The sequence below is a fragment of the Burkholderia sp. SR8 genome (assembly GCF_052851275.1).
The window spans coordinates 46462-70166 of sequence record NZ_JAULUC010000012.1 but is presented as its reverse complement, the minus strand read 5'-3'; the positions used below and the strand labels follow the sequence as shown (position 1 = coordinate 70166).

General features: G+C 66.7%; 26 protein-coding genes. 2 read left to right on the top strand and 24 right to left on the bottom strand.

The window, feature by feature from the left end; all coding sequences use genetic code 11:
• Positions 1-23: 23 nt before the first annotated feature.
• From pdxJ to Q3A80_RS17085, 20 genes are all read right to left on the bottom strand, one after another.
• Complete coding sequence (gene pdxJ, locus Q3A80_RS17180; RefSeq protein ID WP_446330127.1) at positions 24-800, bottom strand: pyridoxine 5'-phosphate synthase; 777 nt, start codon at positions 798-800, stop codon at positions 24-26.
• Positions 797-1636 (bottom strand): DNA repair protein RecO, encoded by an 840-nt coding sequence (gene recO, locus Q3A80_RS17175; RefSeq protein WP_006751876.1) that lies wholly within the window; start codon positions 1634-1636, stop codon positions 797-799. The genes pdxJ and recO overlap by 4 nt, the downstream gene beginning before the upstream one ends.
• On the bottom strand, positions 1623-2522 hold the full coding sequence (era, locus tag Q3A80_RS17170) for a GTPase Era (RefSeq protein ID WP_040143767.1): 900 nt from the start codon (positions 2520-2522) through the stop codon (positions 1623-1625). Before era ends, recO begins: the two co-directional genes overlap by 14 nt.
• A gap of 60 nt (positions 2523-2582) precedes the next feature.
• Positions 2583-3887 (bottom strand): ribonuclease III, encoded by a 1305-nt coding sequence (gene rnc / locus Q3A80_RS17165; protein WP_446330126.1) that lies wholly within the window; start codon positions 3885-3887, stop codon positions 2583-2585.
• 153 nt (positions 3888-4040) lie between these two features.
• On the bottom strand, positions 4041-4934 hold the full coding sequence (lepB, locus tag Q3A80_RS17160; protein ID WP_446330125.1) for a signal peptidase I: 894 nt from the start codon (positions 4932-4934) through the stop codon (positions 4041-4043).
• A 16-nt stretch (positions 4935-4950) separates the two neighbouring features.
• A complete protein-coding gene (gene lepA, locus Q3A80_RS17155) occupies positions 4951-6744 on the bottom strand; it encodes a translation elongation factor 4 (RefSeq protein ID WP_446330124.1) in 1794 nt (597 codons plus the stop codon).
• 266 nt (positions 6745-7010) lie between these two features.
• Positions 7011-7247: a glutaredoxin family protein gene (locus Q3A80_RS17150; RefSeq protein WP_446330123.1), complete on the bottom strand. Its 237-nt coding sequence runs from the start codon at positions 7245-7247 to the stop codon at positions 7011-7013.
• 7 nt (positions 7248-7254) lie between these two features.
• The gene (locus Q3A80_RS17145; protein ID WP_446330122.1) at positions 7255-8754 is read right to left on the bottom strand and encodes a DegQ family serine endoprotease; all 1500 of its coding nucleotides are present in this window, start codon (positions 8752-8754) and stop codon (positions 7255-7257) included.
• Between the two features lie 16 nt (positions 8755-8770).
• Positions 8771-9823, bottom strand: a complete 1053-nt coding sequence (locus Q3A80_RS17140) for a MucB/RseB C-terminal domain-containing protein (protein WP_446330121.1) — start codon at positions 9821-9823, stop codon at positions 8771-8773.
• Positions 9824-9828: 5 nt separating this feature from the next.
• Entirely contained in the window at positions 9829-10446 is a 618-nt protein-coding gene (locus Q3A80_RS17135; protein WP_446330224.1) for a sigma-E factor negative regulatory protein, read from the bottom strand.
• A gap of 88 nt (positions 10447-10534) precedes the next feature.
• Entirely contained in the window at positions 10535-11134 is a 600-nt protein-coding gene (gene rpoE / locus Q3A80_RS17130; RefSeq protein WP_006752490.1) for an RNA polymerase sigma factor RpoE, read from the bottom strand.
• Between the two features lie 91 nt (positions 11135-11225).
• Entirely contained in the window at positions 11226-11690 is a 465-nt protein-coding gene (locus Q3A80_RS17125; RefSeq protein WP_446330120.1) for a hypothetical protein, read from the bottom strand.
• Positions 11691-11701: 11 nt separating this feature from the next.
• Positions 11702-12934: a beta-ketoacyl-ACP synthase II gene (fabF, locus tag Q3A80_RS17120; RefSeq protein WP_446330119.1), complete on the bottom strand. Its 1233-nt coding sequence runs from the start codon at positions 12932-12934 to the stop codon at positions 11702-11704.
• A gap of 161 nt (positions 12935-13095) precedes the next feature.
• Positions 13096-13335: an acyl carrier protein gene (gene acpP, locus Q3A80_RS17115; protein WP_004197638.1), complete on the bottom strand. Its 240-nt coding sequence runs from the start codon at positions 13333-13335 to the stop codon at positions 13096-13098.
• 144 nt (positions 13336-13479) lie between these two features.
• A complete protein-coding gene (gene fabG, locus Q3A80_RS17110) occupies positions 13480-14229 on the bottom strand; it encodes a 3-oxoacyl-ACP reductase FabG (protein ID WP_040143757.1) in 750 nt (249 codons plus the stop codon).
• 36 nt (positions 14230-14265) lie between these two features.
• Positions 14266-15198, bottom strand: a complete 933-nt coding sequence (gene fabD, locus Q3A80_RS17105) for an ACP S-malonyltransferase (protein WP_446330118.1) — start codon at positions 15196-15198, stop codon at positions 14266-14268.
• Between the two features lie 85 nt (positions 15199-15283).
• Positions 15284-16273: a beta-ketoacyl-ACP synthase III gene (locus Q3A80_RS17100; RefSeq protein ID WP_446330117.1), complete on the bottom strand. Its 990-nt coding sequence runs from the start codon at positions 16271-16273 to the stop codon at positions 15284-15286.
• Positions 16274-17380, bottom strand: a complete 1107-nt coding sequence (gene plsX / locus Q3A80_RS17095; protein ID WP_446330116.1) for a phosphate acyltransferase PlsX — start codon at positions 17378-17380, stop codon at positions 16274-16276.
• Positions 17381-17509: 129 nt separating this feature from the next.
• Complete coding sequence (gene rpmF, locus Q3A80_RS17090) at positions 17510-17689, bottom strand: 50S ribosomal protein L32 (RefSeq protein WP_006051932.1); 180 nt, start codon at positions 17687-17689, stop codon at positions 17510-17512.
• 98 nt (positions 17690-17787) lie between these two features.
• Entirely contained in the window at positions 17788-18423 is a 636-nt protein-coding gene (locus tag Q3A80_RS17085; protein WP_446330115.1) for a DUF177 domain-containing protein, read from the bottom strand.
• 256 nt (positions 18424-18679) lie between these two features.
• On the opposite strand from Q3A80_RS17085, the gene Q3A80_RS17080 reads away from it, so the two are divergent.
• Positions 18680-19309, top strand: a complete 630-nt coding sequence (locus Q3A80_RS17080; RefSeq protein ID WP_446330114.1) for a Maf-like protein — start codon at positions 18680-18682, stop codon at positions 19307-19309.
• Entirely contained in the window at positions 19306-20028 is a 723-nt protein-coding gene (locus tag Q3A80_RS17075; protein ID WP_446330113.1) for an SAM-dependent methyltransferase, read from the top strand. The genes Q3A80_RS17080 and Q3A80_RS17075 overlap by 4 nt, the downstream gene beginning before the upstream one ends.
• Positions 20029-20106: 78 nt before the next feature.
• Here the strand turns inward: Q3A80_RS17075 and Q3A80_RS17070 are convergent, their stop codons facing one another.
• Genes Q3A80_RS17070 through Q3A80_RS17055 form a run of 4 tightly spaced genes read right to left on the bottom strand, consistent with a single transcriptional unit; the run spans position 20107 to position 23188 of the window.
• Positions 20107-21099: a S49 family peptidase gene (locus Q3A80_RS17070; RefSeq protein ID WP_446330112.1), complete on the bottom strand. Its 993-nt coding sequence runs from the start codon at positions 21097-21099 to the stop codon at positions 20107-20109.
• Between the two features lie 12 nt (positions 21100-21111).
• Positions 21112-21522, bottom strand: a complete 411-nt coding sequence (locus Q3A80_RS17065; protein WP_446330111.1) for a Rieske (2Fe-2S) protein — start codon at positions 21520-21522, stop codon at positions 21112-21114.
• Positions 21519-22178 (bottom strand): HAD-IA family hydrolase, encoded by a 660-nt coding sequence (locus tag Q3A80_RS17060; RefSeq protein ID WP_446330110.1) that lies wholly within the window; start codon positions 22176-22178, stop codon positions 21519-21521. Before Q3A80_RS17060 ends, Q3A80_RS17065 begins: the two co-directional genes overlap by 4 nt.
• A gap of 5 nt (positions 22179-22183) precedes the next feature.
• On the bottom strand, positions 22184-23188 hold the full coding sequence (locus tag Q3A80_RS17055; protein WP_446330109.1) for an RluA family pseudouridine synthase: 1005 nt from the start codon (positions 23186-23188) through the stop codon (positions 22184-22186).
• Positions 23189-23705: the final 517 nt, after the last annotated feature.

The following is a 23705-nucleotide window of genomic DNA, read 5'->3' as shown; positions in this document are numbered from 1 at the left end:
GTGCGCGCGCTCGCGATGCATCGTCAGCGCGCGCCGCCGTGCAGCGCGGCGACGCGTGCGGCGACCATGATCGCCTTCATCTCGCGCACCGCGTTGTCCCAGCCCGCGAAGATCGCGTGCGCGACGATCGCGTGGCCGATGTTCAGTTCGACGATGCCGTCGATCGCGGCGATCTGCTGCACGTTCGTGTAATGCAGGCCGTGCCCGGCGTTGACCTTCAGGCCCAGTTGCGCGCCGGCCTGCACGCCCGCGACGATACGTTCGTATTCGCGCTGCTGCTCGGCTTCGTCGTGCGCATCGGCGTAGCGGCCGGTATGCAGCTCGATCACCGGCGCACCCGCTTCGTGCGCGGCGCGGATCTGCGTTTCGTCCGGATCGATGAACAGCGACACACGCACGCCCGCGTCGGCGAGCTGCTTGCATGCGGCGCGCACGGCCTCGAAGCGGCCCGCGACGTCGAGGCCGCCTTCGGTCGTCAGCTCCTCGCGCTTCTCGGGCACGAGGCACGCGTCGTGCGGCCGCACGTCGCACGCGATGTCGAGCATCTCGGCCGTCACCGCGCATTCGAGGTTCATCCGCGTCTTCAACAGCGGGCGCAGCTTGCGCACGTCGGCATCGACGATGTGGCGGCGGTCCTCGCGCAGGTGCAGCGTGATTGCGTCCGCACCGGCCTCTTCGGCAGCGAGCGCCGCGCGGATCGGATCGGGATAGGCCGTGCCGCGCGCGTTGCGCAGCGTCGCGACGTGGTCGATGTTCACGCCGAGGTCGATGGCGGTGGGCGTTGTCAGGAAGAAGCTCATAGGTTTTGCAGGTCGATCAGGATCTGGCGCGTGGCAAGCGGCGTACCGCCGAGATAGGTGTTCAGCAGGAAGCGCATCAGCGTCTTGCTTTGCGCGACCGTCTGGGCTCGATGGTAATCGTCCTGCTCCATGTCGAGCAATGTCTGACCGGTAATCACCGGCCAGTGCGACGGCACGTCGTCGTCGGCGTTGCGCACGCCGCGCTCGGGATCGAACACGTAGCGGCGATCGGGTTCGACCGCGCGGCGCGCGACCGTCCGGTTCAGCGCCATCGCATAGCCGGTCTCGCGCAGCAGCACGCGCTCGAACGAGCGCAGCACCTGCACCGCCGGTTCGCCGTGCGCAAGGCGCGTGAGCGTCAGCACGTAATGGTTGAACAGCGGCGGCTGCGGATCCTCGCGCGCGCAGAATTTCACCAGCAGCTCGTTCACGTAGAAGCCGCACAGCAGCCCGTCGCCGCCGAGCGGCAGCATCCCGCCGACCCACTCGGCGCCCGTCAGCGTGCGCACTTCGGATTTGCCGGACCACGACAGCAGCAGCGGCTGGAAGGTCTGCAGCACGCCGCGCAACGCGGAGTGCGGGCGCTTCGCGCCCTTCGCGACGAGCGCGAGGCGGCCGTGATCGCGCGTGAGCACGTCGATGATCAGGCTCGTTTCGCGGTATGGATAGCTGTGCAGCACGAACGCCGGCTGCTCGGCCACGCGGAAATCGGACGTGCGAGACGTCGCACGCCGCGCCTTGCGACGCGGCGGTTCGGGCGGCGCCGGCAGCGGCGCGTCGTTCGCGCCGGCCGTCACCGCGTCTTCGGTCGACGTCAGCGCGTCATTCGTACCCATAGGCGCGCAGCCCCGCCTCGTTGTCGGCCCAGCCGCTCTTCACCTTCACGAAGGTCTCGAGATACACGGGGCCGTCGAACAGCTTTTCCATGTCCATCCGCGCTTCGGTGCTGATCTGCTTGAGCTTCTCGCCCTTCTTGCCGATCACCATCGCCTTGTGCGAATCGCGCTCGACGAGGATCGTCGCGAAGATGCGCTTCAGGCGCCCTTCCTCCTCGAACTTGTCGATCAGCACGGTGCTCGTGTACGGCAGCTCGTCGCCGGTCCAGCGGAACACCTTCTCGCGCAGGATTTCGGCCGCGAGGAAACGCGAGCTGCGGTCGGTCAGCTCGTCCTCGCCGTAGATCGGCTCGCCTTCCGGCAGGTACGGCTTGATCGTGTCGAGCAGGCGCTTGATGTCTTCCGGACGCTGCGCCGACAGCGGTACGAGCTCGGTGAATTCGCGCAGCCCGCTCATCTGCTGCATGAACGGGAACAGCGACGCCTTGTCGGCCACGCGGTCGATCTTGTTCGCGATCAGCAGCGTCGGCATGCCGGGCGGGATCAGGTCGAGCACCTTCTGGTCATCGGGCCCGAAGCGGCCGGCTTCGATCACGAACAGGATCACGTCGACCGACGTGAGCGTCGACGTGACCGCGCGGTTCAGCGAGCGGTTCAGCGCGGTGCTGTGACGGGTCTGGAAGCCCGGCGTGTCGACGAACACGAATTGCGCGTCGTCGAACGTGTTGATGCCGGTGATGCGATGGCGGGTCGTCTGCGCCTTGCGCGACGTGATGCTGATCTTCTGGCCGACGAGTGCGTTCATCAACGTCGACTTGCCGACGTTCGGACGGCCCACGATCGCGATCATGCCGCAGCGGAAACCGGTAGGAGCGGGAGTGTTCATATCGTTTGGGAGACAGGTTCGGAACCGGCCGCGCGGCGCGCGGCACGATCGATGGGCGATTCAGTGGCCGGCATCGGCCGCGCGCGCCTGGGCGGCAGCGAGGCTGGCGCCGCCGGCCGGCGTCTCGGTGTCGGGCGCCGCGGCGTCGCGGGCGCGCGGCGCCGCACGCGACGCGGCTTCGGAACCGGAAGCCGGCTTGTCGGTGGACGGCGCGGCCGGATCGGTCGGCTGGGCCGCCGGCTTGTCCGCTGCACGGGGTGCGCCTTCCGCGGGCTTGTCGGCGGGCTTGTCCGCGCGCTCGGCCGGCTTGTCCGCCGCGCGCGAGCCGGGTTCGTTGCGATCGGACGGCTTTTCCGGCGGCTTCTCGGACGGCTTGTCGGCAGGTTTGTCCGCGGGCTTGTCGGTCGCCGGTTTCGCGGGCCGGTCGGCCTTGTCCGCAGCGGTTTCCACATGCGCCGCGCGAATCGCAGCCATCGGGGCCTGAGCCGGCCGCTCGGCCGGCTCGGCGCCGGCACCGGCACCGGACGCCGCGGCCGCAGCCTTCGCGTCGCGCGCCGCCGCCCGCTCCTTCCGTTCCGGAGAGCGCAAGTCGAGCGCTTCCTGCACGCCCTTCACGCCGGGCACGATTTCGGGCTCGACATGCTTCGACCCGCGCGCATTCTTCGAACGCTTCGGCTTGGCAGCCAGCATCGGCGCGGCCGCCAGCACCTCGTCGAGCGCCTTCTTCGCGGCAGCCTGCTCGGCCGCGCGGCGGCTCGCGCCGGAGCCCGACACCTTCACGTCGAGCTTCGGTACCGTGCACTCGACCTCGAACTGCTGATTGTGCGCCGCACCATGCGTCGCGACGACCGTATAGGTCGGCAGCGCGATCTTGTGCCCCTGCAGGTATTCCTGCAGCAGCGTCTTCGCGTCCTTGCCGAGCGTGCGCGGATCGATGTGGTCGAGAATCGGGATATAGAGGCGCTTGATGACCCCTTGGGCGGCTTCGAAGCCGCCATCGAGGAACACGGCCCCGATGATGGCTTCGAACGCGTCCGCGAGGATCGACGGGCGACGGAAGCCGCCGCTGCGCAACTCGCCCTCGCCCAGGCGCAGCCCTTCGGAAATATTCAGGGCCTGAGCGATTTCGTACAGCGACTGCTGCTTGACGAGGTTGGCGCGCACGCGCGACAGGTCGCCTTCGTCCAGCTTGCCGAAACGCTGGAACAAAAGGGCTGCCACCGCGCAATTCAGAACGGAATCGCCGAGAAACTCGAGCCGTTCGTTGTGCGTGGCACTGTGACTGCGATGGGTCAAAGCCTGGCGCAACAATTCCGCATTGCGAAATTCGTAGCGCAGCCGGCTTTCCAGCTGGGATAGGGGCATGTGCAGGAGTATAACGCGGGCGCCGGTCGGGCCGAAACGGCACGGCCGGACGCGAAAAGGCGTGACGAGGCGGTGTTACCGCCGGTTCTTAAAGTAGTTCGGCAATACGCGACGCGGCCCGTGCGTCGCGCATTGCGTGCGAGCCGGATGCGATCAGTTGAAGGAACCGATGCGCTTCAGGTCGCCGAAATTCATCCAGATGAAGAACGCGCGGCCGACGATGTTGTTGTCCGGCACGAAACCCCAGTAGCGGCTGTCCGCGCTGTTGTCGCGGTTGTCGCCCATCATGAAGTAGTGGCCGGGCGGCACCTTGCAGATCACGCCGCGGCTGTTGTATGTGCAGTTGTCGCGATACGGATAGTCGTAGGCGCCCATCACGAACGGGGGCACGGCCGGATTGTTCAGGATCGCGTTCTTCTTCGTGCCGATCGTTTCCTCGAACTGCTTCGCGTAATTCTGGCGCTCGTCGTCGAAGAAATCGGGCAGCGGCGTTTCGGGCACCGGCTGGCCGTTGATCGTCAGCTGCTTGTCCTGGTAGGCAACCGTGTCGCCCGGCAGGCCGATCACGCGCTTGATGTAGTCGACCGACTCGTCCTTCGGATAACGGAACACGACGACGTCGCCGCGCGACAGCGGGCTGCCCTGCGTGATCTTCGTGTTCGTGACCGGCAGGCGCAGCCCGTATTCGAACTTGTTGACGAGAATGAAATCGCCGACCAGCAGCGTCGGCACCATCGAGCCCGACGGGATCTTGAACGGCTCGACGACGAACGAACGCACGACGAACACGGCCAGGATCACCGGGAAGAAGCTCGCGGTGTACTCGAGCCACCACGGCTGACGCAGCTTTTCGTCGCGCAGCTTCGAACGCGTCTGCACCGCGTTTTCATCCGCGAAGCGCTTGTCGATGCGCGACTGCTGGCGATCGAACTCCTCGATCGCCGCATCGGCCGCCTTGCGTCGCCGCGGCAGGAACACCAGTTTGTCCAGCACCCACGCTACGCCCGTCACGACGACGAGCACAAAAAGAATCAGCGCAAAATTCATAAAAGGATCAGTCCTGTTATTTGTCTTCGACGCGCAAGATCGCGAGGAACGCCTCCTGCGGGATCTCGACCGAACCCACCTGCTTCATGCGTTTCTTACCTTCTTTCTGCTTCTCGAGCAGCTTCTTCTTTCGCGTGATGTCGCCGCCGTAGCACTTCGCGAGCACGTTCTTGCGCAGCGCCTTGATGTTCTCGCGCGCGACGATGTGCGCGCCGATCGCGGCCTGGATCGCCACGTCGTACATCTGGCGCGGGATGATCTCGCGCATCTTCGCGGCCACTTCACGGCCGCGATACTGCGACTGCGAGCGGTGCACGATGATCGACAGCGCATCGACCTTGTCGCCGTTGATCAGCATGTCGACCTTCACGACGTCCGACGAACGGTATTCCTTGAACTCGTAGTCCATCGACGCGTAACCGCGCGACACCGACTTCAGGCGATCGAAGAAGTCGAGCACGATCTCGGCCATCGGGATCTCGTACGTGAGCTGCACCTGGCGGCCGTGATACTGCATGTTGATCTGCGAGCCGCGCTTCTGCTCGCACAGCGTGATCACCGAGCCGACGTAATCCTGCGGCATGTACAGGTTCACGGTGACGATCGGCTCGCGAACCTCGGCGATGCGGCCGGGCTCCGGCATCTTCGCCGGGTTCTCGACCATGATCGTCGAGCCGTCGCTCTGCACGACCTCGTAGACGACCGTCGGCGCGGTCGTGATGAGATCCATGTCGAACTCGCGCTCGAGCCGCTCCTGCACGATTTCCATGTGCAGCAGCCCGAGGAAGCCGCAGCGGAACCCGAAGCCGAGTGCCTGCGACACTTCGGGCTCGTACTGCAGCGACGCGTCGTTGAGCTTCAGCTTCTCGAGCGATTCGCGCAGCGCGTCGTACTGGTTCGCCTCGACCGGATAGAGGCCGGCGAACACCTGCGGCTTCACTTCCTTGAAGCCCGGCAGCGGCTCGGTCGCGGCCTTCGCCGCATGCGTGACGGTGTCGCCGACCTTCGCGGCCGTCAGTTCCTTGATGCCGGCGATGATGAAGCCCACCTGCCCGGCCGACAGCGATTCGAGATTGCGCGACTTCGGCGTGAACACGCCGATATGCTCGACCGGATACTGCGCGCCGGTCGCCATCATCTTGATCTTGTCCTTCGGACGCAGCGTGCCGTTGACGATGCGCACGAGCATCACGACGCCGACGTAGTTGTCGAACCACGAGTCGATGATCAGCGCCTGCAGCGGCGCAGCCGGATCGCCCTTCGGCGGCGGCACCTTCGCGATCAGTGCTTCGAGCACGTCCTCGACGCCGAGACCCGTCTTCGCGCTGCAGCGCGTCGCGTCGGTCGCGTCGATGCCGATCACGTCCTCGATTTCCTCGATCGCGTTCTCGGGGTTCGCGGCCGGCAGGTCGATCTTGTTCAGCACCGGCACGACTTCGACGCCGAGCTCGATCGCCGTGTAGCAGTTCGCGACCGTCTGCGCCTCGACGCCCTGGCTCGCGTCGACCACGAGCAGCGCGCCTTCGCACGCGGACAGCGAACGGCTGACTTCGTACGAGAAATCGACGTGCCCCGGCGTATCGATCAGGTTGAGGTTGTAGACCTTGCCGTCGCGGGCGCGATAGGACAATGCGGCCGTCTGCGCCTTGATCGTGATGCCGCGCTCGCGTTCGATGTCCATCGAGTCGAGCACCTGCGCTTCCATTTCGCGGTCGGCGAGGCCGCCGCATACCTGGATGATGCGATCCGCGAGCGTCGACTTGCCATGGTCGATGTGCGCGATGATCGAGAAATTGCGAATATGATCCATTCAGTGCCGATCAAGCGAAAAAGGCGCGCTCGACGACTGCGGAGCACGCCTTGTAAGTCGGTGAAAAAACGGCTTATTTTAGCCGAAAAGGCCTTTGCCGGGCGGTAATTTGGACGCTCGGTCAGGGACGCCCGGTAGAGACACCCTGCCACGGAGGCCGCTCAGGCGCGCCCGGCTACGGGCGCCCTGTCTGAAACACGTTGGCTGCCCTAGCCGGCCGCCGCCGCCTCCTCACGGGGCGCGATCGACCAGCACCCGGCCCACGTTCAGCGCCGGGCCGCGAGCGCGCCGCGCACCCTCACGTCGTCGAAGCGGTGGCGGCACACTTCCGCGCCGTCCAGCAGCAGCACCGGCACGTCCTCGTCATAGCGGGCGACGAGCGCCGGATCGGTGTCGATGTCGACGTAGTCGACGGCGACGCCGAATTCGGCCGCGACCGGCGCCAGCGCGTCGCGCATGTCGTCGCACAAATGGCACCAGCCGCGGCCGTAGAGCGTGAACATCGGCGCGTTACTTCTGCGTCGGGCGCGGACGCACCGGCACGAATTGCGTGTTGTCGCCGCGCCGCACGAGCACCGCGACCGCCTTCTGCGGATCGAGCTGCGACGTCACTTCGGCGAACTGCTTCGCGCTCGTGATGTCGGTGTCGCCGACGCGCAGCACGATGTCGCCGCGCTGCAGCCCCGCGCGCGCGGCCGGACCGTCGACGCCGTCGATCTGCACGCCGTTCTTCAGCTTCAGCGACTTCATCTGCTCCGCCGGAATGTCGCTGACCGTCAAGCCGAGCGAATTGGCCTGACGCGGCTTCTGCGGCGCGTTCTTGCGCTGCTCGGCCTTCGCGGCCGTTTCCGTCGGCGTCTCGGCGATCGTGATCGGCAGATCGCGCGCCTGGCCCTTGCGCCACACGCTGACGGTCGCCTTCGTGCCCGGCTTCGTGTCGCCGACCATGCGCGGCAGATCCGACGCGGTATCGACCGGCCGGCCGTTGAACTTCAGGATGATGTCGCCCGGCTGGATGCCCGCCTTGTCGGCCGGGCCGCCCGGCTCGACGCTGCTGACGAGTGCGCCTTCCGCCTTCGGCAGCCCGATCGAGTCGGCCACGTCCTTCGTCACCTCGCCGATCGCGACCGCGATGCGGCCGCGCGTGACCTTGCCGGTCGCCTTCAGCTGGTCGGCCACGCGCATCGCCTCGTCGATCGGGATCGCGAACGAAATGCCCATGAACCCGCCGGTGCGGCTGTAGATCTGCGAGTTGATGCCGATCACCTCGCCCTGCATGTTGATCAGCGGGCCGCCCGAGTTGCCGGGGTTCACCGCGACGTCGGTCTGGATGAACGGCAGGTAGTCGCCCGTGTTGCGGCTCTTCGAACTGACGATGCCGGCCGTCACAGTGTTGTCGAGGCCGAACGGCGAGCCGATCGCGACGACCCACTCGCCGACCCGCACCTTGTTCGAATCGCCGATCGCGACGACCGGCAGGTTCGACGCCTGGATCTTGACGACGGCCACGTCCGTGCGGTCGTCGACGCCGATCAGCTTCGCCTTGAATTCGCGCTTGTCGGTCAGCGTCACGTAGATCGTGTCTGCATCGTCGACGACGTGCGCGTTCGTCATCACGTAACCGTCGGCCGACACGATGAAGCCCGAGCCGACGCCGCGGTTCTGCTCGGTGTCGGGCGGATTGTCGGGCGCCGGCGCGCTCTTCGGATTGCCGTTGCCGCTACCGTTGCCGGGCGCCTGCGGCAGCGGAATGCCGAAGAAGCGCCGGAAGAATTCCGACATGTCGCCGTTGTCGAAGCCCGGCGGAAGCACGCCGCGCGGGCCGGGCACCGGCACGTTCGCGGTAGTCCGGATGTTCACGACCGCAGGCCCCACCTTTTCGACCAGATCGGCGAAATCGGGCAGGCTGGCAGCGGGAGGCGTGACAGCGGCCGCGGTTTGCGGGACGAGCGGCAGGCAGGCACACAGCGCCGCCGCCGCGAGCACTTTGCGCAGCGTGAGTTTCGTCATGTCGGAAGCCGTAGCGTTACTTGGAAGCCTTGTATTCTATGGCAGACGCGAACTGCTGCAACGTGGCCGGCGGCACTTCGCCGAGCACGGTGATCCAGTAGTCGCCGCGGCGCTTCACGAGCACGTGGGTCGCGCCGGTGCTGCCCGCGCCTTCCTTGCGCGTATTCTTTTCGGCCGGTTCGATGAAGACGGAGATCGTCGCGAGGCCGTCGGTGAAGACGGCCTGATCGACCGGAATCGGCGGATCGCCGGCGTCGCGCGCGGCCATCGGCCGGCGCACCTCGCGAATCTTCCGGAAGCCGGCGATGGTCGGCGCGATCTGCCAGCCCTGCGCCTCCATGTCGACCGTCGCGACCGGCGGGCGGACGACCGTCCAGCCGCTCAGGTTGCGCATCCCGGCCGCGATCGCCGACTTGTCGCCGGCGGCCCCGCCCGTCTGCAGTTGCGAGAACGCGACCTGCTCGAGCACGTGATCGTTCGCGTCGAGCGTCTGCGAGCGCAGCAGCAGCCCGGTGCGGGCGTCGGCCCACAGCTTGTACGTGAAGCGGTACGCATCCTTCGGCACGAGTTCGACGACCTGCGCGTCGATCCCCGCGACCCGATCCTTGCCGAGCAGCTTCGCGTCATAGACGGACATCACATGGTCGCCGCCCGCGCCGAGCAGCGCGGGAAACGAGTCGCGCGTCTGGCGGCGTTCGACCACGCACAGCTTGCGTTCGGGCACGAACGTGTACAGCTCGTCGTTGTGCCGCAGTACCTTGCGCGGCTTGCCGTCGAGCGATTCGATCCGCTCGAACTCGCCGTCGCGGGACGCGACGTGCGCGATGCGCGACGACTGGACGTACCCGCCGCGCTGGTAGACGAACGTGCCCTCGTAGCTCTGCTGCTGCGCCGCCTGCTGGATACGGTCGAGCCACTCCGCCGCGCCCTTGCGGGTCGCGACGGGGTCGTCCGGTTGCTGGGCGCTGGCGGGGAGGGATTGAACGGACAACAGGGCGGCTGCGCAAAGCAGGAGGGCCGGCAGCCGCTTCCATCCGGAGATGGCGTGATTCAACTGCAATGTCCGCATCGGGTTTATTGGCCTGGCGTGGTGGTCACGGCAGCGCGGATCAGCGGCATCGAGCCCGTGACGACGGGCTGCTGCGCGAATTGCTGGTGCGCTTCAAGGTATTGGTCGAGACTCGCGTCGCGGATGATGTTGACGTCCTGCAGGCCCGGCTGGGCCGATGCCTGCGCAACCGTCACGCGCTGCAGGTTGCCGTTCTGCGGCGCGCCTGCCGACGCGACCTGGACGGCCCCCGGTGCACCGGCCGTCTGCATCTGCGGGACGACGATCCACGTCAGCGTGGCGGCCGCTGCGGCCACCGCGAACGCGGGCACGACCCGGCGGCGCAGCGACAACAGCTTGCGCGCGACCGGCGCGGCGGCCGGTGCGAGCAGGTGCGGCTCGCTTTCGAGCGCGGCCGACATGCGCGCGGTGAACGCAATGCTGGTTGCCGGCGACAGCGCGAGCTCGTCCGAGCGCAGCGCATCGCCGATCAGGTGGTAATGGGCCCACGCAGCGCGATCCGCGCGGTCGAGCTCAGCCAGAAACTGCCCGTGATCCGGGCCGTCGAACAGTTCACCGTCGACCAGAGCGGAAAGGCGCTCGCCGCGCGAGCACGCTTGCGACTGCGTATTGACCGACCCCATGATGCTCCCCATCTTGCACACACCCCGTCGTGACTTCACGACTCTATCCGTAACTAGACCCCGACCCGCGTCGTTGCGCCCGTCGCGCTTACCAGCGCTTGCCTTCGGGCGTATCGAGCAGCGGACGCAATTTAGCAGCGATCGCCTCGCGCGCCCGGAAGATCCGCGACCGGACCGTCCCGATCGGACAATCCATCATTTCCGCGATCTCTTCGTAGCTCAGGCCCTCGATCTCGCGCAGCGTGATCGCCTGGCGCAGTTCTTCGGGCAGGACGGCCATTGCAGCGTTGACCGTCTCGGCAATCTGCTTGCTCATCAACATCGACTCAGGCGTGTTGATATCCCTTAGTTGGTCTGCGTCGGAGAAAGTTTCCGCTTCCTCGGCATCGGCCTCGGTGGAGGTCGGCGCCCGGCGGCCCTGCGTCGCAAGGTAGTTCTTCGCCGTATTGACGGCAATCCGGTACAACCACGTGTAGAACGCCGACTCGCCGCGAAATTGCGGCAGCGCACGATACGCCTTGATGAACGCGTCCTGGGCCACATCCTCGACCTCCGCGGGATCCCGCACGAGGCGCGAGATCAGCCGGATGATCTTGCGGTGGTATTTGGAGACCAGGAGTTCGAACGCTGCCTTGTCGCCTTTCTGTACGCGCTCGACCAGAGCCTGATCGATTTCTTTTTCACTCACCTGACAAATCCGTTAACTAGGGATGCAACGCGGAGCGTTATTGTAGCGTTCCGGCGACGGCCGCTGGTTACGGCAGGTAACCGCGCCGCCATCACGCCCGCCCCGCCGCGCCCGCGGTACGCGCCAGCACCGACAGCGCGCTGAACGACGCGGCGTCGAGCGCATCGGCCGGAATCAGCAGCGGCCGGGCGCGCCGGGCACCCTGCCCGACCGACAGCACGAGCAGCAGGCTGCTCCAGTGTGCATGGCCGGTCACGCGGCCCCGGGCCAGCAGGCGCCCGGTGCGGCCAAACGCCGCAATCTCCCCGAACGCATCGATCTGCAGCTCGGCCGGCAGCCGGCAGGCACAGGCCCGCGCAGCGCACACGGCGAGCAGCGCAGCCGTGGCCGCGGACACGCACGCGCCGGCGGCCGCACCGGCCCGCGGCGCCCAGAACAGGTACGCGGACGCGGCGGACGCCGCGACGAACGCAGCCAGCACGACATACGACACGGCCGAGGCCCGCAACGCAAAGCGCTGCGGACGCCCGGCCGGAGCATCGAATGGACTCGTCAAGCGATTCTTCGTCAGACGCGCTTGAACACCAGCGTGCCGTTGGTACCGCCGAAGCCGAAGTTGTTCTTCACGGCCACGTCGATCTTCATGTCACGCGCGGTGTTCGCGCAGTAATCGAGATCGCACTCGGGGTCCTGGTTGAAGATGTTGATGGTCGGCGGCGACACGTTGTTGTGCAGCGCGAGCACCGTGAACACCGATTCGAGGCCGCCTGCGCCACCCAGCAGGTGACCCGTCATCGACTTCGTCGAGTTCACGACGAGCTTGTACGCATGCTCGCCGAACGCCGCCTTCACCGCGTCCGACTCGTTCTTGTCGCCGAGCGGCGTCGACGTGCCGTGCGCGTTCAGGTACTGCACTTCATCCGGGTTCACGCCGGCGTCGCGCAGCGCCGCGACCATGCAGCGGCGCGGGCCATCCATGTTCGGCGCGGTCATGTGGTACGCATCGCCCGTCATGCCGAAGCCCGAGACTTCCGCATAGATCTTCGCGCCCCGCGCCTTCGCCGCTTCGTACTCCTCGAGCACCATCACGCCCGCACCCTCGCCCAGCACGAAACCGTCGCGATCCTTGTCCCACGGACGGGACGCGGTGGCCGGATCGTCGTTGCGGGTCGACAGCGCACGCGCGGCCGCGAAGCCGCCGATGCCGAGCGGCGACACCGTCGATTCGGCACCGCCCGCGACCATCACGTCGGCGTCGCCGGCCTGGATCAGGCGCGCCGCGAGGCCGATGCTGTGCAGACCGGTCGTGCAGGCGGTGACGGCCGCGAGGTTCGGGCCCTTCAGGCCGAACATGATGCTCAGGTGGCCCGAGATCATGTTGATGATCGAACCCGGCACGAAGAACGGCGAAATGCGGCGTGCGCCGCGATCGACGTAGGTCTGGTGCGTGTCTTCGATCATCGGCAGGCCGCCGATGCCGGAGCCGACCAGCACGCCGATGCGTTCCGCATTGGCTTCGTTCACTTCGAGGCCGCTGTCCCTGATGGCCTGGACGCCGGCTGCGATGCCGTAATGGATGAACGTATCCATGTTGCGGGCTTCCTTCGCCGGGATGTATTCCTCGGCGCTGAAACCCTTCACTTCGCCGGCGAAGTGGCAAGCGAGGTTCGACGCATCGAACTTCGTGACGGTGGCGATGCCGGACTTGCCGGCGACGAGATTGGCCCAGCCGTCGGCAACATTATTGCCAACAGGCGAAATCAGCCCCAGGCCTGTAACGACAACACGACGGCGGCTCACGGTAACCTCTTTTCCATTGGATGACAAAAGCAAAAGCCACAGTGGCCACAGGAACCAGCCCTGCGAGCCCTGTGGCTGTTAGTCCGTCCGGCGCGGTTGCCGGCAGGATGGCGCGTCAAACGCGAAGATCGCGGCGACGTGGCAGACAAGCGCGAAGGCGCTTACGCCTTGACGTTCGCGCGAGCGTAGTCGATCGCTTGCTGAACCGTCGTGATCTTCTCTGCTTCTTCGTCCGGGATTTCCATGCCGAACTCGTCTTCCAGAGCCATCACCAGTTCGACGGTGTCGAGCGAGTCGGCGCCCAGGTCGTTCACGAACGAAGCTTCGTTCTTGATCTCGGCTTCGGCGACGCCCAGTTGTTCAGCGACGATCTTCTTGACACGTTGTTCGATGTTGTCCATTACCCCTCCGAGGGAAAGTTCAGATTTACAAGTGCGCGCATTTTATCAGGTTTGCTGACGCCAAAACGCGCGTTGGCTTGATGGTCGATCAAGCGCCGATCCGCCTGAAAATCGGGATACGGCGCGGATGGTAAACGAAAACCGTTACGACATGTACATGCCGCCGTTCACGTGCAGCGTCGTGCCGGTGATGTAACCGGCCTGCGGCGATGCGAGGAACGCGACGGCATGGGCGATGTCTTCCGGGCTGCCGAGGCGGCCGAGCGGAATCTGGGTCTTGAGCGCGGCCTGCTGTTCTTCCGGCAGCGTCTTCGTCATGTCGGTGTCGATGAAGCCCGGCGCGACGCAGTTCACCGTGATGCCGCGGCTGCCGATCTCGCGCGCGAGCGCGCGGGTCATGCCCGCCACGCCGGCCTTCGCGGCCGCGTAGTTGGCCTGCCCCGGGTTGCCGGCCGAGCCGACCACCGACGTGATGTTGATGATGCGGCCGCCGCGGGCCTTCATCATCGGGCGCAGCACCGCACGCGACAGGCGGAATACCGACTTCAGGTTGGTGTCGATCACCGCGTCCCAGTCCTCGTCCTTCATCCGCATCGCGAGCTGGTCCTGCGTGATGCCCGCATTGTTGACCAGCACGTTGAGCGCGCCGAATTCCTTCACGGTCGCGTCGATCAGCGCTTCGGCAGCCGCCGCGTCATTGACGTTCAGCACCGCGCCGCGGCCCGTCACGCCCGCTTCCGCGAACCCGGCGGTGATCGCGGCAGCGCCCGATTCGCTCGTCGCCGTGCCGATCACCGTCGCGCCGAGGCGCGCGAGTTCGAGCGCGATCGCCCGGCCGATGCCGCGCGACGCGCCGGTCACGATCGCGACCTGTTTATCGAGAGTCTTTTCCATGAATCGAATATCCGTTTCTTGAGGAAAGGCGCCGCGTCACGCGGTCGCGAGCTTCAGTGCTTCGTCGAGCGAAGCCGGATCGAACACCGACGCGCCGACCAGGTTGCCGTCGATGCGTTTCGTCAGGCCAGCCAGCACCTTGCCCGGCCCGCATTCGATCACGTGCGTGACGCCCGTGCCCGCGATGTGCTGCACGCATTCGACCCAGCGCACCGGGCCCGCGGCCTGGCGCACCAGCGCGTCCTTGATCGCGGCCGGATCGCCGACCACCGCGACGTCGATGTTGTTGACGACCGGGATCTGCGGCGCCTTCACGTCGACGTTCGCGAGATAGTCGCGCAGCTGGTCCGACGCCGGCTTGAGCAGCGACGAGTGGAACGGCGCCGACACCGGCAGCGGCAGCGCGCGCTTCGCGCCCTTCGCCTTCGCGATCTCGCACGCCTTCTCGACGGCCGCCTTCGCGCCCGCGATCACGACCTGCGCCGGCGCGTTGAAGTTCACGGCCTCGACGACACCCGCTTGCGCGGCTTCGGCGCACACCGCGCGCACCGTGTCGTCATCGAGACCCAGGATCGCGGCCATGCCGCCCTGGCCGACCGGCACGGCCGTCTGCATCGCCTGCGCGCGGAAGCGCACGAGCGGCACCGCGTCCTTGAACGCGATCGCGCCTGCGGCGACCAGCGCCGTGTACTCGCCGAGGCTGTGGCCCGCGACGATCGACGGCGCCGGGCCGCCGGCCTGCTGCCATGCGCGATAGCACGCGTACGCGGCCGTCAGCATCACGGGCTGCGTGTTGGTGGTCAGATTCAGCTCTTCGGCCGGACCTTCGGCGATCAGCTTGCCGAGATCCTGATTGAGTGCATCGGATGCTTCCTGGAGCGTCTCGCGCACGACGGCGAGGTCGGCGAATGCGTTGAGCATGCCGACCGACTGCGAGCCCTGCCCCGGAAATACGAATGCAAATTTCATATCGTCCCCAATTGAATCGATTCGGACGGCGCGCGCGAACGGCGCGCCGGTTCGGGATCCGCACGCGGCAGTGGCGCGCCGCGGATCAGAAGCGGAAGACCGACGCGCCCCAGGTGAAGCCGCCGCCGACGCCTTCGATCAGCACGTGCTGGCCGCGCTGGATGCGACCGTCGCGCACCGCGGCGTCGAGCGCCAGCGGGATCGATGCAGCCGACGTGTTGCCGTGCTGGTCGACCGTCACGACCATGCGCTCCTGCGGCAGGCCGAGCTTGCGGCAGGTGCTGGTCATGATGCGGATGTTGGCCTGATGCGGAATCAGCCAGTCGACCTGCTCCGGGGCGAGATTCGCCTTCGCGAGCGCCTCGATCGCGACCTTTTCGAGCACGTTGACGGCGAGCTTGAACACGGCCTGCCCGTCCATGTGCAGGAACGCGCTGCCGTCGATCACGCCGCGATTGACGTTGCCCGGCGTGCACAGGATGTTCGAATAGCTGCCGTCCGCGTGCAGCGCGCTGCCGAGCACGCCCGGCTCTTCCGACGCGGACAGGATCACCGCGCCCGCGCCGTCGCCGAACAGCACGCAGGTCGTGCGGTCCTTGAAGTCGAGAATGCGCGAGAACGTCTCCGCGCCGACGATCAGCGCCGTGCGGTGCTGGCCGCTGCGAATGAAGCTGTCGGCCGTCGCCATCGCATACGCGAAGCCCGAGCACACGGCCTGCACATCGAACGCGGCGCCGCCGTTCTTGATGCCGAGCTTGTTCTGCAGCAGGCAAGCCGTGCTCGGGAACACGAAATCGGGGGTCGAAGTCGCGACGATGATCAGGTCGATCGACTGCGGATCGATGTCGGCCGCGTCGATCGCACGGCGCGCCGCTTCGAGCGCGAGATCGCTGGTCGTGACGTCCGGTGCGGCGAAATGGCGCGCGTGGATGCCCGTGCGCGCAACGATCCATTCGTCGCTCGTCTCGATGCCTTCCTTCGCGAGACGATCGGCGAGCTGCTGGTTCGTGACGCGGTCGGGCGGCAGATAGCTGCCCGTGCCGAGCACGCGGGAATAGAGAGTCGATTGGGCCATTTATGCTTTAGAGGATTGCGCAGCGGAAGGTTCGGCGTGATGGCCTGCGGCCGGGCTCGTCTGGCCTGCGCCGCCTGCGTCGTGTTCGCCGTCGCCGAGCGACACCGAATTGTCCGCCATCGCGCGCGTGAGGCGCTCCAGCACGCCGTTTTTGACGGCATCATACCCGCGTTTGATCGCCCACTCAAACGCGTACGCATCGGCCGAACCGTGGCTCTTGATCACGAGGCTCTTGAGCCCCAGCAGCGCCGCGCCGTTGTACTGGCGGTGGTCGACGCGTTTCTTGAAACGCATCAGCACCGGCAGCGCGAGCAGCGCCATCAGCTTCGACATCAGCGAACGGCCGAACTCCTCGCGGATGATGTCGGACAGCATCTGCGCGAGCCCTTCGGAAGTCTTCAGCGCGACGTTGCCGACGAAGCCGTCGCAGACGATCACGTCGACCGTACCCTTGTAGATGTCGTTGCCTTCGACGTTGCCGCGGAAATTCAGCGTGCTGGCGCGCAGCAGTTCGCCTGCGCGCTTGATCGTCTCGTTGCCCTTGATGACTTCTTCGCCGATGTTCAGGAGACCGATCGTCGGACGCTCCTTGCCTTCGAGCGCGGCGACGAGCGCGTGCCCCATCTCCGCGAACTGCAGCAGGTGCTGCGGCTCGCAGTCGACGTTCGCGCCGAGGTCCAGCATCATCGTGTAGCCGGTCGGGTTCGGCAGCGCGAACGCGATCGCGGGCCGCTCGATGCCGGGCAGCGTCTTGAGCACGTAACGGGAAACGGCCATCAGCGCGCCGGTGTTGCCGGCGGAGATGCAGGCCTGCGCCGCGCCTTCCTTCACGTGGTTGAGCGCGACGCGCATCGAAGAATCCTTCTTCTTGCGCAGCGCGACTTCGACAGGGTCGTCCATCGCCACGACTTCGGTGGCGGGCACGATGGTCAGCGCGGGATCGTCGAGGGCTTTCAGCTTCTTCAGCTGAGCGCGGATCGCGCTTTCGATGCCGACGAGCATCAGGTGCGCATCGGGATGCGCGCGGACGAACTTGACTGCCGCGGGAACGGTCACGGACGGGCCGTGGTCGCCTCCCATGCAATCGATTGTGAGCTTTACGGTCATGGAATGCGACGAATTTCAGGCACAAAAAAGCGGCAGTTGAATGCCGCCTTTTTGTTGAGCCAGGAAAGTGTCAAGCGAACCAGTTGTCACGCGAACGGCGATCGTAGCGCGCAACGCGTGACTTGACGCTTAGTCGTTCTTCGTCTTGACGACTTTCTTGCCGCGATAGTAGCCGTTCGGGCTGACGTGGTGACGCAGGTGCACTTCACCCGTGCTCGGCTCGACTGCCAGCGGCGCTGCCGTCAGGAAATCGTGCGAACGATGCATGCCGCGCTTCGACGGCGACTTCTTGTTTTGCTGGACTGCCATGACTAACTCCTAAATAATTTTCCGGATTCTAACACAGCCCGATCCGGCGCTTAACTACCCTGGCCCAAAGCCCTTACGCCTTCCCGCGCCACAACTGCTTAGTGTTTCTTGCTGCCGTCCCCGTCCTTCTTCAACGCTTCCAGCGCTGCGAACGGATTCGGCCGTTTGCCTTCGTCCTCGTCTTCGGCGGACTCGTCGTCCGCGTCTTCCGAAGGACCGCTCGCACCCGACACGAGGCTTTCGTGAACTGCCGGGCAAACCTCGTGCTTGGGCACGAGCGGCAACGAAAGCAGCAACTCCTCTTCGATCAAGTCGACGAGATCGAACTGGCGCGAGCCCACGATCACATCGGCTTCATCGTCGTCGAGCGGAAATTCTTCAGCTTCGTCTTCGGTCGCAACGACCCGGTACGTCATGTCGACGTCGAACGTCTGGTCGTACGGGGTCATGCAGCGCTGGCACGTGAGCCATGCATGGCCGTGCACCGCGAGACGCAGATACGGCTGCTGCCCGTCGGTGCCGTCGTCCTGCAGCTCCTTCTGGGTGAACCCCTCGGCCTGCCACGTGAAGACCGTGTCGCGATCGGGCGCGTCCGCCGGCACTTCGTTCAGCATGCGCGGCAGTTGCGACAGGCGCACCGCACCCGCTGCCTGGCGCCCGCTGCGGGCGAATTCGAACAGGTCGACTGCATGCGGATCAAGCGCTGCCGCAGGCTTGCCAGAAGAGGTGTTCATGTTGCGCTCCTGTCCACGGGCTGACTTGCGGGATCCGGCTTGCTGACGTCGCTCATTCGGCGCCGCCCTCGTCCGTGATCTCGGTCACGCACGATTGACGTACTTTACTTCCGAAGACCCGGCAGGCGCCACCACAACGAAAGCCTGCCGACGAAAAGCGGGAAAGCATACCTGTTTTACCTTTTACGGTCAATCACTTATGCTTGCGTCCGCGCAACGCCGCATCACACCTGACGATTCACCGACCCAACCGACCATGCCGGATACCGTTTGCCGCCCGCCGCGGCTGATTCTCGCCTCCAGTTCCCGCTACCGCCGCGCGCTCCTCGAGCGCCTCGGCGTGCCGTTCGACGTCGTGTCGCCCGACCTCGACGAAACTCCGCTCGCCGGCGAAACGCCCGCCGCGACCGCGCTGCGCCTTGCAGGCGCGAAGGCGCGGGCCGTCGCGGCGACCATCGACGCGCCGGACGGCGTGCTCGTGATCGGGTCGGACCAGGTCGCGACGTTCGACGGCCTGCAGATCGGCAAGCCCGGCACGCACGAGCGGGCGCTCGCGCAACTCGTGTCGATGCAGGGCCGCGACGTCGAGTTCCACAGCGCGCTCAGCCTGTACGACAGCCGCACCGGCGAAACGCACAGCGAGGACGTCGTCACGCACGTGCGCTTTCGCACGCTGCCCGAAGCCGAACTCGATGCGTACCTGCGCGCGGAAACGCCGTACGACGTCGCCGGCAGTGCGAAGTCCGAAGGGCGCGGGATCGCGCTGCTCGATGCGATCGACTCCAGCGACCCGACGGCGCTCGTCGGGCTGCCGCTGATCGCGCTCACGCGGATGCTGCGCGCCGCCGGCTATCCGCTGTTCGCCAACCACGGAGACCGCGCATGACGGCCGGCACGCTCTATCTCGTTCCGAACACCCTCGGCGAAGGCGACGCGTCGATGCTCGCCGCCGTGCTGCCCGCGGCCGTGCAGGCGCGCGCCGGCACGCTCGGCTATTACATCGGCGAAAACGCGAAAACGACGCGCGCGTTCCTGAAAAAAATAGGCACGACGCGGCCGATCCAGGAAATCGACATTCGAGAACTGAACGTCAACACGCCGGCCGGCGAGGTCGACCGGCTGCTCGCGCCGGTGCTGGCGGGCGCGGACGCCGGGCTCGTGTCCGAGGCCGGCTGCCCCGCCGTGGCCGACCCTGGCGCGTTGCTCGTGCGCCGTGCGCACGAGCGCGGCGTGAAGGTCGTGCCGCTCGTCGGGCCGAGCTCGATCCTGCTCGCGCTGATGGCGTCGGGCCTGAACGGCCAGAGCTTCGCATTCAACGGCTACCTGCCCGTCGATGCGGCCGCGCGCGCGAAGCGCCTGCGCGAACTCGAGCAGCTGTCGCGCAAGGCGCGCCAGACGCAGATCTTCATCGAGACGCCGTACCGGAATCACGCGATGCTCGACACGCTGGTTGCGACCTGCGCGCCGTCGACACAGATCTGCGTCGCGGCCGACCTGACCCTGGAAACCGAGACGATCGCCAGCCGCTCGGTGGCCGACTGGAAAAAAGCGCCGGCGCCGAACCTGCACAAGCGCCCGGCGATCTTCCTGCTGCTCGCGAACTGACGCTCTGCCCTCGGCACCACCCACGGCGGCACGGGACCCCGCCCCGGTTCGCTGCCGCGCCGGTCGGCCGGCCGCCGCTCAGCGCAGGCTGAACGACGCGCCGCCGGCGGCGAGCGCCTTCATCGCCGCACTGCCGACCGCCGCGCCGAACTTGCGCGCGACGCGGTTGGTCAGGCTTTCCTTCACCGTGTAGTCGACGAGATCCGGCGCCTTCAGCACGTCGCGCGCGACCGTGTCGGTCGTGCCGTAGCCGTCGGCGAGCCCGAGCTCGACGCTCTTCTCGCCCGTCCAGAACAGGCCGGAGAACATGTCGGGCGTCTCGTGCAGCCGCTTGCCGCGGCCGTCCTTCACGGCCTTGATGAACTGCGCATGGACCTGGTCGAGCAGTGCCTGCGCATGGGCGTCCATCTTCGGCGTCTCCGGCGAGAACGGGTCGTAGAAGCCCTTGTTTTCGCCCGACGTGTGCAGGCGGCGCTCGACGCCGAGCTTGCCCATCAGGCCCGTGAAGCCGAAGCCGTCCATCAGCACGCCGATCGACCCGACGATGCTCGCCTTGTCGACGAAGATCTTGTCGGCGGCCGACGCGATGTAATAGCCGCCCGATGCGCACATGTCGGTCACGACGACGTACAGCGGTTTTTCCGGATACTTCTTGCGCAGCCGGCGGATCTCGTCGTAGACCATCCCGGCCTGCACCGGGCTGCCGCCCGGGCTGTTGATCCGCAGCACGACGCCGGCCGTGCCGTCGTCGTCGAACGCGGCATCGAGCGCCGTGTTGATGTCGTCCGCGTTCGCGTTGGTACCGGCCGCGATCTCGCCGTCGATCGTCACGAGCGCCGTATGGCGCCCGCTCGCCGAGAACTTCGAGTCGCTCGAGAAATCGATCAGCGCGAACGCGAGCAGCACGAACACGCCGAGGAACGCGAAGCGGAAGAAGATCTTCCAGCGCCGCGCCGCGCGCTGTTCCCTGACGGCCGCGAGCGCGATCCGCTCGAGCGCCGCGCGCTCCCAGTTCGGTTCGCGGCTGTCGGGGCGGGACGAGGAATCAGGGGTATTCGGTTGGTCGGCCATGCGGTGGTGTCGTCAATCGGTCGTGGCGGGAGGCGTCGGCGCCGCGGGACGCAGGTCGGCATCGGGCACCCAGAATACCGCACGCCCGTCGGGCGTGTCGCGCTCGTCCACCTCGACGGGCCGCAGTCGGCCGCCGCGGCACGGGCCGCCCACGCACTTGCCGGTATCCGGCGCGTAGATCGCGCCGTGCGTCGCGCACATCAGGTACAGGCCCGACGATTCGAAAAATTGCCCTTCGGCCCAGTCGAGCTCCATCGGCACATGCGCGCAACGGTTCAGGTAACCGTATGCGCGGCCGTCGTAGCGCACGAAGAACACGACCGCCTGCTCGCCGCGCAGCGTGGCGTCGACGCGCACGCCGGCGCCGCCGTCCGTCAGCGCGTCCGACGCGCACACGCGCACGGCGTCCGCCGCCCCGCTCATGCGTGCTCCCGCAGCCATGCCGCCAGCGCGACGACGTCCGGCGCGACGAAGCGCGGCGACAGCGCCGCCAGCGCATCGGCCGTGTGTGCGCCATACGATACGCCGACGCCGGCGGCCCCGGCGCTCGCAGCCATCTGAAGGTCGTGCGTGGTGTCGCCGATCATCACGGTGCGCGCCAGATCCTGCCCCAATTCTCGGGAAAGCTCGTGCAGCATGGCCGGATGCGGCTTCGAGAACGTCTCGTCCGCGCAGCGCGTCGCATCGAACACGCTCGTCAGCTTCGACTGGTCGAGCACGCGGTTCAAGCCGACCCGGCCCTTGCCGGTCGCGACCGCGAGCAGGTAGCCCAGGTCGCGCAGTTCCGCGAGCAGTTCGCGCACGCCGGCGAACAGCTCGATGCGCTCATCGTCGAGCAAGTAGTGATAGCGGTAGCGCTCGGCCAGCCGCGGATAATCGGACGGATCGAGGGTCGGAGCGGTAATCTGCAGCGCGTCGCGCAGCCCGAGGCCGATCACGTATCGGGACGCCTCGTAGGACGGCGTGGGCAGGCCGAGATCGCGGCACGCGGCCTGGATGCTGTACGCAATATGCGCAGTCGAATCCATCAGCGTGCCGTCCCAGTCGAAGACGATCAGATCAAATTGCTGTCGGGCCATGCGAGTCAGGCGGTATCGCGCAGAGCGCTGAGTTGATCGAGGAAGCGCCGGCATTCGTCCGGCAGCGGCGCGTCGAACTGCAGCGCGTCGCCGGTCAGCGGGTGCGCGAGCTTCAGGCGGTGCGCATGCAGGAACATCCGTTTCAGCGACGGCTGCGCGTTTGCGCGCGCCAGTGCCTTGTTCAGTGCGAAATCGCCGTACTTGGCGTCGCCGGCGATCGGCAGGCCGAGATGCGCGAGGTGCACACGGATCTGATGGGTCCGACCCGTTTTGAGTTCCGCTTCGACGAGTGCGTAGCCGGGCCACGTATCGAGGAGGTTGAACACCGTATGCGACGGCAGCCCGTCGTCCTGCACGCGCACGCGCCGCTCCCCTTCCGCGGTCGAGTACTTGAACAGCGGCGCCTTCACCGCGCGGCGCCGGCCCCAGTCGGGCTGCCATTCGCCGTGTCCGCAGGCGAAGTAGCGCTTGTCCATCCGGTTCTCGCGGATTTGCTCGTGCAGGCCGACGAGCGCCGAGCGTTTCTTCGCGAGCATCAGGATCCCGGACGTCTCGCGGTCGAGCCGGTGCACGAGTTCGAGGAATTTCGCGCGCGGGCGCGCCTGGCGCATCTGCTCGATCACGCCGAACGCGACGCCGCTGCCGCCGTGCACCGCGACGCCGGCCGGCTTGTTGATGACGAGCATCGCGTCGTCTTCGTACAGCACGTCGAACTGCGCGGGCGGGACGATCGGCGTGTCGGCGCGCGCGAGGTCGGCAGCCGCGACGCGCACGGGCGGCACGCGCACGAGGTCGCCGAACGCTAGGCGGTACTGCGCGTCGACCCGGCCCTTGTTGACGCGCACTTCGCCGCTGCGCAGGATCCGGTAAATATGGCTCTTGGGCACGCCCTTACAGACGCGCAACAGGAAGTTGTCGATCCGCTGACCGGCCGAGTTTTCGTCGATCTGGATCATCGAGACCTGGCCGCTTGCGACTGAATTCTGGGATATTTTGCCTAACTCATTCATACTGAATATAATTTTGCCCAGCCTGACGTTGAGGGTGGCCTGACAGGCCGGCCCCGGCTGAATCGGGCAAGGCGCAAGCGCAAACCGTTATTTTACTTGCGCCGGGGGTCCGCTGCTCGCCCCTAATCAAAGAGATGCAGCAAGTTGCACGCACGGCGCTGCCCGTCGGCAAGGATTTCGCCCACAGGCGGATTCGGTCGGCAAGGCGCCGCGGTAACGGAAAGTTGGTTGAAAAGAATTTGATCGGCAGCCCGACGGCGCGAAGTGCGTCCGCAGGCTGCAGGTTGCGAAAATTACGGCGTTGCGCCCGATTTGGCCCCGCGAAGCGTGCGGGGCTTGGCGACGTCAAACCAGGGAAGTACACCCCAGGCGGGAAAGTCGGGCTGGATTCGATACTCCCCGCTGCGGCCCAAGCCGCAGCATCTGCCGCCCGTCGGCGCGCGCGACGCATTGCGCGCGCCCCGTGGCAGTGCCCCGGTCTCAGGCTTAGCGCGCTTTCGCAGCGTGCGGTGTGTGG

Coding starts and splice junctions, on each gene's coding strand:
- lepB (WP_446330125.1), bottom strand. CDS start 4,934: ATGAATTTTGCGCTGATTCTTTTTGTGCTCGTCGTCGTGACGGGCGTA.
- Q3A80_RS17080 (WP_446330114.1), top strand. CDS start 18,680: ATGCCGGATACCGTTTGCCGCCCGCCGCGGCTGATTCTCGCCTCCAGT.
- Q3A80_RS17145 (WP_446330122.1), bottom strand. CDS start 8,754: ATGACGAAACTCACGCTGCGCAAAGTGCTCGCGGCGGCGGCGCTGTGT.
- Q3A80_RS17085 (WP_446330115.1), bottom strand. CDS start 18,423: ATGAACACCTCTTCTGGCAAGCCTGCGGCAGCGCTTGATCCGCATGCA.
- Q3A80_RS17070 (WP_446330112.1), bottom strand. CDS start 21,099: ATGGCCGACCAACCGAATACCCCTGATTCCTCGTCCCGCCCCGACAGC.
- rnc (WP_446330126.1), bottom strand. CDS start 3,887: ATGCCCCTATCCCAGCTGGAAAGCCGGCTGCGCTACGAATTTCGCAAT.
- plsX (WP_446330116.1), bottom strand. CDS start 17,380: ATGACCGTAAAGCTCACAATCGATTGCATGGGAGGCGACCACGGCCCG.
- Q3A80_RS17055 (WP_446330109.1), bottom strand. CDS start 23,188: ATGAATGAGTTAGGCAAAATATCCCAGAATTCAGTCGCAAGCGGCCAG.
- fabG (WP_040143757.1), bottom strand. CDS start 14,229: ATGGAAAAGACTCTCGATAAACAGGTCGCGATCGTGACCGGCGCGTCG.
- Q3A80_RS17100 (WP_446330117.1), bottom strand. CDS start 16,273: ATGGCCCAATCGACTCTCTATTCCCGCGTGCTCGGCACGGGCAGCTAT.
- recO (WP_006751876.1), bottom strand. CDS start 1,636: ATGGGTACGAATGACGCGCTGACGTCGACCGAAGACGCGGTGACGGCC.
- Q3A80_RS17150 (WP_446330123.1), bottom strand. CDS start 7,247: ATGTTCACGCTCTACGGCCGCGGCTGGTGCCATTTGTGCGACGACATG.
- acpP (WP_004197638.1), bottom strand. CDS start 13,335: ATGGACAACATCGAACAACGTGTCAAGAAGATCGTCGCTGAACAACTG.
- pdxJ (WP_446330127.1), bottom strand. CDS start 800: ATGAGCTTCTTCCTGACAACGCCCACCGCCATCGACCTCGGCGTGAAC.
- Q3A80_RS17135 (WP_446330224.1), bottom strand. CDS start 10,446: ATGGGGTCGGTCAATACGCAGTCGCAAGCGTGCTCGCGCGGCGAGCGC.
- era (WP_040143767.1), bottom strand. CDS start 2,522: ATGAACACTCCCGCTCCTACCGGTTTCCGCTGCGGCATGATCGCGATC.
- Q3A80_RS17140 (WP_446330121.1), bottom strand. CDS start 9,823: ATGCGGACATTGCAGTTGAATCACGCCATCTCCGGATGGAAGCGGCTG.
- rpmF (WP_006051932.1), bottom strand. CDS start 17,689: ATGGCAGTCCAGCAAAACAAGAAGTCGCCGTCGAAGCGCGGCATGCAT.
- fabD (WP_446330118.1), bottom strand. CDS start 15,198: ATGAAATTTGCATTCGTATTTCCGGGGCAGGGCTCGCAGTCGGTCGGC.
- Q3A80_RS17075 (WP_446330113.1), top strand. CDS start 19,306: ATGACGGCCGGCACGCTCTATCTCGTTCCGAACACCCTCGGCGAAGGC.
- Q3A80_RS17065 (WP_446330111.1), bottom strand. CDS start 21,522: ATGAGCGGGGCGGCGGACGCCGTGCGCGTGTGCGCGTCGGACGCGCTG.
- lepA (WP_446330124.1), bottom strand. CDS start 6,744: ATGGATCATATTCGCAATTTCTCGATCATCGCGCACATCGACCATGGC.
- Q3A80_RS17060 (WP_446330110.1), bottom strand. CDS start 22,178: ATGGCCCGACAGCAATTTGATCTGATCGTCTTCGACTGGGACGGCACG.